The sequence below is a fragment of the Pseudomonas sp. ADAK2 TE3594 genome, from assembly GCF_053628675.1.
Map to the genome: position 1 here is coordinate 3140180 of NZ_JBRJGV010000001.1, position 12416 is coordinate 3152595.

The window sequence follows — 12416 nt, forward strand, 5'->3', positions numbered from 1 at the left end:
TGGTTTCTAGACGGCTTGCAGCTTTGCCGCCAGCTCGCCCAGTTGCTGCTTTTCATAAAACAGGTCTGGCATCAGTTTGGTGCCGAAGCGTTTGTTCACGCTGTCCGTCAGTTGCACCACCATGATCGAGTCCAGCCCCAGATCATGAACCTGGGCCGACTCGCCAATCTCCTGCGGTGCAAACCCCAGCTTGTGCTGCAACTCTTGCTGGATAAACGCGAGAATCCGCTCGCTGAGGGCGGATTCGCCATCACCGTCCTGCGCTGGCAAACGGGTGCTGACAGGCTGCGTCGTCGGCTCAGACAATGGCCGAACGACTGCTGCAACGGTCCCTGCCAGCCACTGGTGATCGCGGCGGATATTGACCAGTTCCTGCGCGCCAAGATGCAGGCTGACCCGATCAGCCTTGAGGCAAATCCGCGCCTGCTCATCCAGCACCAGCACGCTGAACGCCAGTGCATCAGCGTTGAGTCCGATCTGCGTCAGGATCACCGAGAACTGGCCAGCAGGCTGCTCGTAGCAACACAGCTGCTCGATATTGCGCACGATGACCCGGCCTTGCGGCAGCCCCAGCTCTTCGAGCAACAGGTAAAACGCCTTGTCGAGGGTGGTCGCCAGATACGGCGACAGTTGAAGAGTGTCGGCATGGTGATTGTGCCGATTGACCGGTGGCCGGCCTTCCAGCAACAGGCCGCTGCGGCTGATGACCAACTCGCCCTGGTTGTCGAGGTACGGCGAAAAATCGTAACCGGCTTGTGCCAGTCGCTGGCTGACATCGGCGGCCCCCCTGTGCCCCGACCGGCCATTCAACAGCTCACTGGCCGCGTCCAGCAACGACTGCGCCAGTGCGGGTTCGTTGCCGGTCAACGGGTTGATCAGGGCAAAGCCCAGGTTGACCGACTGCTCGCCCTGACGCCGCACATCGAACTCCAGCTCCAGCTGCCCGTCATCAATTTCCAGCAAACGGTACGCCAGCCCGCTGACCGTCGCCCAGTCGGCGATAAAGTGCTCGAACGCGCAAGACACCGACAGCGTGCACCCGTCAAACCGCGACACCAGCGCCGGCATCGCCAGCGCGACGTCGGCAAAGTTGAAGGCGCTGATACGCTGCCCCTCTGGCGCCCGGTAAACGTAATCAAGCAATTGCGCCGGGACGAAGTCGGTGCGAAACAGCGCGCCCGATTGGGTTGTCGAGCAGTTCTCGGCCACCAGTGGGTGCAGTTTTCGAGTGAATGACAGTGGATTGATGATTGCCGACTCGTAGCCTGGCTCGGTGTACCAGCAGCGGTTCTTTTCGAAGGCGTAGACCGGCAGGCTGATGCGCTGCGGCTGCTGGCCATACAGGCCTGCCCAATCGACATTATTGTCGCCGCTCAGCCACTGGCTCAGCAGCGGCGACAATGGGCCGTCCGTGTCTGGTAACTGCGCCGCATCGGTTTCCTGAAAGCGGTAGAACGTCGTGCTGCCGTACCGCCCGTCGATACAGGCGGTCAGCGTGTCCAGCAGCGCCTGTCGGCTGTCGCAGCGGATGACCAAGCGGTTGCGCAGGTTGTTCTTGCCGACCTGCAGCGTATAGGCGATCTGTGCCAGCGACGCCTCGCTGCTCGCCAGCCAGTCTCTGAAACGGGCCAGGTTTTCCACCAGCACCGAGAGCTTGTGCACCGAAAACACAAACACCAGGCGGTCATCGACAATCTGCCCGGCGCTGTCCTCTGGTTGCGGATACTCCTCGACGATCATGTGCGCGTTCATGCCGCCGGCGGCAATCGAGGTCAGCCCGGCACGACGTGGAAACTGTTGTTTTTCACCGTTGATCACGCGCTCCGGGCGCCGCCATTGCGTCAACTGCTGCGGCACCATGAACGGCGTATCGGCGAAATCAATGTCCTGATTGAGCAGGCCCGAATGGATCGACGGCGCAATCTGCCCGTGCTTGAGTTGCAACAGAGTCTTGGTCAGCCCGGCCACGCCCGATGCGGCCAACAGGTGGCCGATGTTCGACTTGATCGAGCCGAGGTAACAGAACTGCTTGTCGTCGGTGTCGCGGCTGAACGCATTATTGAGCCCCAGTACTTCGATCGGATCCCCCAGCCGCGTGCCCGAACCATGCCCTTCGACATAGGAAATCGACGACGGGTGCACCTTGGCCTGCTCCATCGCCTGACGGATTGCCAGGGTTTGCAGGTCCGGGTTGGGCACGTTGAAACCGTTGCGTTCACCGGCATTGGTGATGGCCGAGCCCTTGATCACGCCGTAGATCTGATCGCGATCGGCAATCGCCCGGTCCAGGCGCTTGAGCAGCACCGCCCCGACCCCTTCGCCGATCACCGTGCCGTCGGCGCCCACCCCATAGCTGTTGACCGACTCGGAGGTGATCGAGGTGAAGTTGCCCTGTGAGGTATTGACCGCCGTATAGGGGTGGTACATCAGGTTCAGGCCGCCGGCCAGCACCATCATGGTCTCGTCGTGGCGCAGCATCTGGAACGCGGTGTGGATGCAGGTCGAGGACGACGAGCACATGGTGTCGATAAACAGGCTCGGCCCGGTCAGGCCGTAGAAATAAGACACGGTCATCGGGATGGTGGCCATGCCCGAACCGGAGGCGATGGCGCCACCGGACAAATTGTGCTCGAAGCCGTAGTAGTGATAGTCGTTGGTCATGGCGCCCAGCAACACGCCGACGTTGCCGCCATAACGGCTTTGCAGGGTTTCACGCGAATAGCCGGCGTCTTCGAAGGTATGCACCGCCGCTTGAAGAAACAGCCTGACTTCCGGCGACATGTGATCGGCATAGACCTTGGGCATCTTGAAATAGCTGTAGTCGAACTTGTCCACGTCCTTGATGAACGAGCCGTTGATGCAGGTGGTCTTGCCCAGCACGTCACGGTTCTTGTAGTAGAGCTTGCTGTGGTCCCAGCGCTCGGCAGGGAACTCGCTCATGCTGTCGACGCCGTTGGCGAGGTTCTGCCACAGCTGGTCCATGTTGTCCGCGCCGGGGTAATAACCGCCCAGGCCGATCACGGCGACGTATTGCGCCAGGTCGCTGTCTTCGACCTGCACAGTGGAGGCAGGCGTGACAGGTGCGAAACGATTGAATACTGGCTCACTTGAAGGCGCCTGGACGACCGGCGCAGGCGCCGCCTGCGGCTCATCACCACCGAACATCGCGGCAAACCGGTCGCGATATTTCACCGCGAAATGATCGACCATGCCGGCAATGTTGACGTGCTCGAACAGCAGGGTCTTGGGCAGCGAGCCGAGGTGTTTTTCCAGCTCATTGGTCACGCCCACCGCCATGATCGAATCGAAGCCATAGACCTCGAATTTTTCCGCCGGATGGATTTTCGCTGCGTCGATCTGGGTGACCTTGGCGATGATCCGGGTGACAAAGGTTTCGATGTGCTTTCGCAGTTCACTGTCGCTGAGGCTCGTCGTTGCGCTTGCCTGTTGCGACGCTGGTTTTGCCGCAGGTTGAGCAGGCGTTGTCTGGCCAATGCTCGCCAGCCGCGATGACTCGCCATACACCACCCAGGCCTGCGCGCTGACCGAGTGCGTCAACAGTTGCCGCAAGCTGTCGATACCTTCTTCCAGCGGCATGGGCACGATGCCGAACTGCTCGCGCATCTGCTGCTCGATCACCGGCGCCAGGCGCATGCCGCCGCCGCGCCACAGCGGCCAGTTGATGCTCAGCGAGCGCCCCTTGCGTTTGCCGTCGGCAGCAAGGTTCTGCCGGTAGTGCATGAACGCGTCCATCCAGGCATTGGCGCAGGCATAGTCCGCCTGCCCCAGATTGCCCAGCGCCGCCTGGGAAGAACAGCACAGCAGAAAATCCAGTGGCCGCTCGCCGATGGCCCGGTCCAGCGCCTCGATACCGGCGACTTTCGCCGCCAGCACCTGTTCGAAGTCAGTGGCGGACTTGTGCATGATCAGACTGTCGCGGATCACCCCCGCGCTGTGGATCACCCCGTGCAGGGCGCCCTGTTCGGCGTAAATGCCGTCAATCCACTGCCTGACGGCCGCTGTGTCGCTGACATCCAGTGGCTGGTAAAGCACACGGGCGCCGAGCGCTTCCAGTTGCTCGAACTTTTGTTGCGCAGGCGAGCTCAGGACCGAGCGCCCGGCCAGGTACAGCACCGGGTTGCGGCAACTGCTGGCGATCTGTTCAGCGAAGATCAGACCGAGACCGCCGGCACCGCCCGTGATCGCATAGACACCGGCATCGCGAAATGGACCCGGCTCAGGGTGTGGCGCCGATTCTGCGGCCAGCTCGCGCCACTGGCTGCCGTAGAGGCTGCCATTGGCGAAGATCCGCACCCGTTGCTGACAATGGAAGCGGCTCTGCTCGGCGATCACGAGACTCATCGCCGTGTCGCCCATGTCAGGGTCCACCGCCACCAGTCGGACCTTCAACTCGCAGTTTTCAATCATCGCGGTACTCAGCAACGCATCCAGTGCACTGAGGCGCAGGTCATCCTGGCCTTGGCCGACATACAGTTGCAGGTAGTCGCCCGCCTTGGCGTCCCGTTGCTGCAAGGACTTGAGCAGCGCCAGCGCCGCCGTCTGGTAAATCGCTGCACTGGTTTCGCCCGGTGCACCGGGCAAGACGCTGACCTGGCCGCCGAACTGCCGACGCAACTCGGCCACCACCGCATCCGGCAGTCCCAACAGCAACAGGTGTGGCCGAACATCAGCCGGCAGCGCTTCGCCGGGACTGTCGAGGGGCTGCCAGAACGGGGTGCGGATCAGGCGACCAAGGGCTTCGCCGGGCTGCGGCGTGACCTGGGCCGGTGTCTGTTCAGCGCCGGTCCGGCGCGAGCTGAAGCCCTCCAGTTGCAGCAGGCATTCGCCAGCGTGGTTGCAGATCTGCAGATCGATTTTCTCAATTGCCGCGCCGTCTGGCATTGCACGTCGAGTCGCGATTACCGTCAGCGGCCCGAGGCGCAGCGATTGTTCGACCGAGCCATACAGGCGCAGGCTTTCCAGGGCAAACGGCAGCGCCGGTTCGGCAGCAGCCTGTTGCCCGCTGCCCAGCGAGGCGGCGATGTGCAGCGCGCTGTCAAGGATGCCCGGAGGCAGCAGTACGCCGTCCATCTTCGGATCAAGCGCTGCGCCGGACAACTGACCTAGTACCCGGTCGCGACCCATGTGGATCTGCCCGGCCGCGCGAAAGCTTTTGCCGTAATGCACGCCAATGGCATCGAAGTCGCGATACAGCGCCTCATGGCTGCGCTCGCCGAGGTTGCAGGCAGCCGCCAGTTGCGCCAGCTCTAGCGCTGGCGGCGTGGCGGCGGCAACGGTTGCCAGCAGCGCGTCGCCCTGGGCGTGCAGTTGCTGCGCAGTGCCATCGAAGCTGTAAATCCTGAAGGACAGGCTGTCACCGGCGCTGGGCGTCAACTCACAGAACAGCTCGACCTCGCGAGTATCGCCGGCCACCGCAAAGGCCAGTGGCCGCAACCAGACCATGTTGCGCAACGTGATGTGCTGCGCTGGCAGTTCACTGGCCCGGACAATCGCTTCGCGAGCCATTTCCAGATAAGCGGCGCCGGGGAAAATCAACTGCTCGCCGATCCGGTGATCGGCCAGAAACGTCTCGCGACCGCTGAAGCGGCTGACAAAACACTGACGTGCCAAGGTCGAGATATTGCGATGCAGCAACGGGTGCAGTCGCGCCACACCCGAGCCAGCATCGGGCTGTGAGCGCTGACAAACTTCGGGCCAATAACGCTCGCGGGCAAACGGATAACCCGGCAGCGATACACGCGGCGGCGTCGCCACAAACAGCCGCCGACCGTCGATATCATAGCCTTGGCGATAACAGTCCGCCAGCCCTGACAACAGCTCGCGCAGCTCGTTTTCATCGGCACTGAGGCTGTCGTCCAGCAACTGCTCGATATAACGCGCAACGGTTTTGCGCGGGGCAAATTCGCGCTCGACTTCGCCGCCAAACAGGTTGGGCCGTTTTTCGCCGGCTAGATAACGTTGCAGGCCGTAGCGCGCTTCCTCCAGGTCCGCCGCCACCAAGGCCAGGCGATAACGGAAGTGGTGCCGGCCTTCGAGCAACGTATGGCTGATCGACGGCAACTGCTGATCAAGGTAACCGCCCTGCTCCAGCGCCACGTTCAATTGCGCGGCTTTTTCCTGCAAGGCTTCGGCGGTTTTGGCCGAGAGCACCAGCAGGTAGCAAGGCCGGCGCAGCGCCGCGCCAGCGTGCTGTGGGCTGTAGCTTTGCAACACCACATGGGCGTTGGTGCCGCTCATGCCGAAGGCACTGACCGCGCCGATCCGCTCACGATCGCGTCCTGCCTGCGGCCAGGCCTTGTTGGCCTTGTTGACGTAGAACGGGCTCTGTTGCCACTGGATATAGTCGTTTTCCTGCTCGCAATGCAGGCTCGCCGGAATAGTTTCGTGACGCAACGCCTGCAACAGGCTGATGACGCTGACCAGCCCCGAGGCGGCAAACGTGTGGCCCAGATTGGTCTTGGTCGAGGTCAGCGCGCAATGGCCCGCCGTATTGCCCCGGAACGCATCGTTGAGGGCGTTGATTTCTACCGGATCACCCAGTTGGGTGCCAGTGCCGTGGGTGACGATGTAGTCCACCGCCTGGGTGTCGATTCCGGCGCGGCGATAAACGTCTTCCAGCAGGCGTTGCTGGGAAACGCCGCTGGGCGCGGTGATGCCGTTGGTCTTGCCGTCGTAGTTGATGCCGCTGGCGCGCAAAATCCCGTAGATGTGGTCGCCATCGGCCTCGGCCCGGGACAGCGGCTTGAGCAACACGCAGCACACTGCCTCGCCCGGCACCATACCGTTGGCCCGGTGATCGAAGGTGAAGCATTTGCCATCGGGCGAGAGCATTCCGGCCTGGGTCATGCCGATAAAGGCGTCTGGCGAGAAGATCAGATTGACGCCGGCGGCGATGACCATCTCGCATTCGTGGTTACGCAGGCTGGAGGCCGCCTGATGCAGCGCCACCAGCGCCGACGAGCAAGCAGTGTTGATCGCCATGGTCGGCCCGGTGAGATTCAGAAAATACGCCAGCCGCGACGCCAGAATACCGTTATGGCTGGAGGTCAGGCTCTCCTCGCCAGCCAGTCGCTGGAAATCGCCCTCCTCGACGCCGACGAACATGCCGACCCGCTGCGCTGCCAACTGACGCGGGCCGATACCGGCGTCTTCCAGGGCGTTCCAGGACTCCTGCAACAGCAGACGCTGTCGGGGATCGAGGTTTTTTGCCTCACGCGGTGAAATCTCGAAAAACAGCGGATCAAATTCGTCGATCCCCGGCACGCTTCCCATCCAGATGCAGCGGGTCTTGGCCGGGTTCTCACGCGGGTCGCCATAATGCTCGCGCCAGTCGTAACGCTCAGCCGGTATTTCGCCGACCAGGTCGCGGCCTTCGGCCAGCAGTTGCCACAGCTCATCGGGCGTGCGGGCGCCGGGGAAGCGACCACTGATACCGATGATCGCGATGGCGTCGGTGTCCGGGCTTGAGGTGATGGTGCTAGTTGCCACGGGTACCGGTTCAGGCGCGCTGGCCACGGTACGCAAGTAGCAGGCCTCAACCGCTTGCCGATACTGCGCCAGCAAATGCCCGGCGAGTTTTGCCAGGGTCGAATGGCTGAAAAATACTTCCGGGGTCAACTTCAGGCCCAAGTGCCGGCTCAGCAGACCGGCATACTCCGCCAGGCTGATGGAGTCGAAACCGAAATCGGCCAGATTGGTGTCTTCGCCGAGCGTCTGGCGTTCGGCATTCAGCGGCCGGCTCGCCAACTCCCGCAGGTCCCACAGCAGCGACCGCTCAAGGCTCAAACCCTTGAGTTCGGGACGGCTGTGCGCGAGGTTGCGTACCGGACTTACTGACGGTGTTTCAGCTGTGGCTTTTGGTGTCGGTTCATTGATCCCGGCGACCATCTGCTGCAACCGCGCCGGTTGCCCGGCCAGCACCAATACCTGCTCGACGTCGCTGCTGACAATCCGACGCAGCAATGCCAGGCCTTCGGTGCTTTCCAGCATCCGCTGACCGCTGGACGTGAGGTAGAACTCGGTCGACTCGCGCTCGCCCACCGCTATGCCGCCGTCACGCCACAGCGGCCAGTTGATCGCCACGACCCGCCGCGTGCGCCCGGTCTGGACATAACGCGCATAGGCCTGCTGGAAACGGTTGGCCATTGCGTAGCTGCAAGCGCCCATATCCCCCAGCAACGCCGAGCTTGAGGAGAAATGGCAGATCAATGCCAGCGGTTGCGCCGACAGCACCTCGCCCAGCACCTGCGTGGCCTTGATCTTGGCGTTGAGCACCGCGTTGAAATCAGCCGCCGAACTGACAAATACACTGCCGCTGGCCTTGAGGCCGGCGGCATGGATCAGGCCGTCGATGGGCCCGCTTTGCGGCAGTATCTCGGCCAATGCAGCCGTCATCGCGATACGGTCGGCGCAATCGGCCTGCACATGGAAAATCTTGCAACGCTCATGGCTCAGTGCATCGATTCGCGCCTGTGTGGCCGTCGACAATGGCGAGCGACCGTTGAGCAGCAGATGCAGTTGACCGCTGCGGCGGTGCCTGGCCTGGTTCGACAGTTCGCTCGCCAGCAGCAAGCCCAGCTCGCCGAGTCCACCGGTGATCAGCAGCGTATTGAGTTGCTCCAGCGTCAGCGGCTCGACGGTGGGCTCGGCGAGGGTCGGCGTCAAGACAGGCCGCAGGCTCAGCATGTCCTGGTACAACCTGCTACCGGCCGCTTTGCCGCTGAGTTGCAGCCACACACGGCGCAGCCAGCGACTGTCGTCGGCGTCACGGTGCGGCAAGTCGATGGCCACTTCGACAGGGCAATCCATCACCGCGCCAAGCGAGCGTTCGATGCCGATCCAGGACTCAAGGTGACAGCGTTCAAGCACATCGCCCGCCCGCCCAGCGAGCAGCAAGCGGTCGATGGGCGTCGCGGTGGCGGCCATGGCCTTGAGCAAGGCGACTATAGGGCTGCTGTCGCTGATCCAGCGTCGGTCATCCATGCCCCACAAGTACAGAATCCGAAAACCATCGTGGGCGGACAGCGCCTGTTGCAGTCCTTGCTGCAACTGTTGCGGGTCGTGCGCCGCAACGCGGTAATGGCCCTCCTCGTCGCGCCCATTGGCGTCAGCGGCAGCGATAAAGACCAGCTCGGTGTGCGGGCTCAGGGCGTGGATTTCGCGGGCCAGTTGTTGGCGTAGACGAGGCTCAGTCAACAGGCAGATCACCCGTTTGATCCCGGTCCCCCCAACCGGCTCCTCAACCGAAAGCCATTGCTCGGTGTACGTGAGCAACGTGCCTTCTGCCACGGCGGGTATCGTCGGTGCTTCCAGCCAGTGGCGTTCCTTGGCAAAGGCATAACACGGCAGGCTGATGCGTGCAGGATGCCGGTTCGCGCTATAGAGCTGCGCCCAGTCGATAGTGTCCTCATCGTCAGCACCCGCGAGCCACAGCGCCGCCAGTTGCCGCAGGTCAGCGGCAGCCAGGGCCTGCTCGGCGCTCATGACCGGCGCGGCAACGACGCCACCGCGCTCGCCCGCGATCCAGGCTTGCAGTTGGTGTTGCAACTGTTCAAGGCTGTCGACCGTAAAAATCGCCCGCACCGCCATCGCCTCCCGCCCGGTTTGCAGGGTGTACGCCAGTGCGGCGAGGTCCGGCGTGTGTTGCTTCAGGTGGTCCAGCAACCGCAGCACCTGCTCTTGCAGACGTTGTTCATTGCGTGCGGACACCGGCACCAGCACCTGCTGGCCCTGATGCGTGGCGAACGCGCGTTGCTCGCGATATTCCTCCAGCACCGCATGGGCGTTGGTGCCGGAAAAACCGAAGGAGCTGATTCCAGCTCGTCGCGGTGTGTCTTGTTCCGGCCAGTCACGGCCCTCGGTGTCGATCAGCAGCGGCGAGTCTTCGAGCTTGATGTGGGCGTTCTGCTGTTTGAAATGCCCCAGCGCCGACAGCTTCCTGTGTTTCATCTGCTGCAACACTTTGAGCACCCCGGCGATGCCCGCTGCACCCTCGGTGTGACCGATGTTGGCCTTGACCGAGCCGATATGGCAGAAGCCCCGGTCGTCGGTATAGCGCGCAAAGGCGCGTTTGAGTGCATTGATCTCGATCGGATCGCCGAGTCGGGTGCCCGTGCCGTGGGCCTCTATGTAGCTCAGGGTGCGCGGATCGATCCCGGCGTTCTGCCAGGCATGCACGATCACGTTTTCCTCGCCTGCCACACTTGGCGCCGTCAGCGAAGGTGTGTAACCGCCATGCAGCGCCGCCGAGCCCTTGATCACACCATGGATCGGGTCGCCATCGGCCAGTGCCTGTGCCAGCGGTTTGAGCAGCAGCGTGGCCACGCATTCACCCGGCACATAGCCGTCGGCGCGGGCGTCGAAGGTGTGGCAACGCCCCGTCGGTGACAGCGCGCGGATCGCCGAAAAATAGCGGTAGTGCCAGGACGACAGCAGCAAGTTACTGCCACCGACAAAGGCCATCCCGCACTCGCCGTTGCGCAACGCCACGCAGGCGGCGTGTAGCGCGACCAGCGACGACGAGCAAGCCGTGTTGAACATCAGGCTCGGGCCTTTGAAGTCGAACCAGAACGAGATCCGGTTGGCCGCGATGGTGCCGCTGCCGGTGGCGATGTACGGGTCCATCGGCAGGCCGAGTTCGCTGATCTTGTCGACGTACTCGTTGAAGCACGAACCGATAAACACCCCGGTATTGCTGCCGCGCAAGCGCTGGATCACCCCGGCATTCTCGGCGCTGCTGTAGGCGCTTTGCAGCAGCAGGCGCACTTGCGGGTCCATCCACTGGGCTTCGCGGCGCGACATGTTGAAAAACCCGGCATCGAACTTGTCGACGTCGTCGATGAAACTGCCCCAGCGCGAATAGGTTTTATCCTTGGCGTCGGGATCGGCATCGAACCAGGGCGTGATGTCCCAGTGGTCCGCCGGCACCTGCTTGATCAGTTCAAGGTCTTGCCAGATGTTGCGCCAGAACTGATCCAGATCGGCGGCCTCGCCGAACTGCCCGTGCATGCCGATGATGGCGATATCGGTCTGCGGCTGTTCAGCCCTAAGCTCGGTCATGGGGCCGGTCGTGAGGCCGGGTTCAGTCACCGGGGCAACCTCGCTCGTCTTGCCCTGCTCGCCCAGCAACGGGCTGAACGCCATGCGGTGCTCCTGCCAGAGAAACGTTGCCAGTTCAGCGATGCTCGGGTATTCAAAAAACACCGTGGGTTCCAGCTCGATCAGCGCTGCGCTGGCGATTCGCTGCGCCAGATTGACCAGTTGCATAGACTCAAGCCCCAGGTCCATCAGGTTGCGCTGGCGTTGTTTTTTACCGACCTGACTGGCGCCGATGGCGTGCAGCTGGGACAGCAAATAGTCTTCGAGCGCAGCGCTGCTGCCGGCAATCTCTACGGCGTGCGGCTCAGCCTGATCAACCAGACTGGCACCGCGCAGCCGCTTCAACGAGCAGCCATTGAATTGGGCAATCAATGCGCCGTCGTCGCCATACAGCTCGGCGTCAAACAACACCAGTTCGCCGGAGTTCTTCACCAGACGGGCATGGATCCAGCCGGTTGCCGGTGCCTGGCGCTGATGAAACGTCAGGGATTTGATGCCCAGGGGAATGTAATGACTGGCAAGTTGTTCCCCGGCCAGCAGTGGAACGATGGTCAGGAAAGCGCTGTTGATCAGCAATGGATGCAAACCGTACTGGCGCGCATCGCTCAGCGACACCCGTGACAGCGCCTGACTGCGGTCCGCTTGCTGGTAGAGCGCTTGCAGGGTGCGATAACTCTCACCAATGTGGATCTGCTCGCTGATCTGGTAGATCGATGCCAGTTCCACCGCCGTCATCCCGGCCATGAGTTCAGCAGGTGCTACTTGCTGGCGTTCGACAGCGACCGCCGACAATTCGCCACTGGCCACGACTTGCCAGGGCGCCAGCGGCGTGCGCCGGCATACCGCCTCGAAGCCAGGCTGAGCGGCACGGATCGCCACTTCAAGCTGCTCGCCTTCGGCCAGGGCCATCGGTGCGGCAAACGTCAGTTTTTTCAGTTGCAGCGCTTCGCCGTCGGCGAGCTGACCCAGGCCGTGCTCCAGCGCCAGGCTGGCATAGGTCAGCCCCAACAGGATCTGCTGGCGATTGAACTGGTGATCGCGCAGGCACGGCTCGTCATGGCGATAGACAGCGGCAGCGATCAGTCCGGCGCTGGCCGGGGGCGCCTCGATCAGACGCGGTGCGGCATCGTGGCGAGCGTCGACTCTGAGCTTCTCGAATTCCAGCGCCGCTTGTTCGATGCTGATTTCCTGCCGTTGGATCTTGCCGTGCAGAACCCTGATTTTACTGTCCACTGCTTTCTCCAATCCCTGGTTCTGATAGTGCTGCAACACCGAATTATGCTGTGCGCCCTGCCCGA

At 62.7% G+C, this 12416-nt stretch carries 1 protein-coding gene; it reads right to left on the minus strand.

Annotated elements, in window-relative coordinates:
• Positions 1–6 precede the first annotated feature (6 nt).
• Complete coding sequence (locus AB7M22_RS14010; protein WP_454186749.1) at positions 7–12351, minus strand: SDR family NAD(P)-dependent oxidoreductase; 12345 nt, start codon at positions 12349–12351, stop codon at positions 7–9.
• Between the last annotated feature and the right edge of the window lie 65 nt (positions 12352–12416).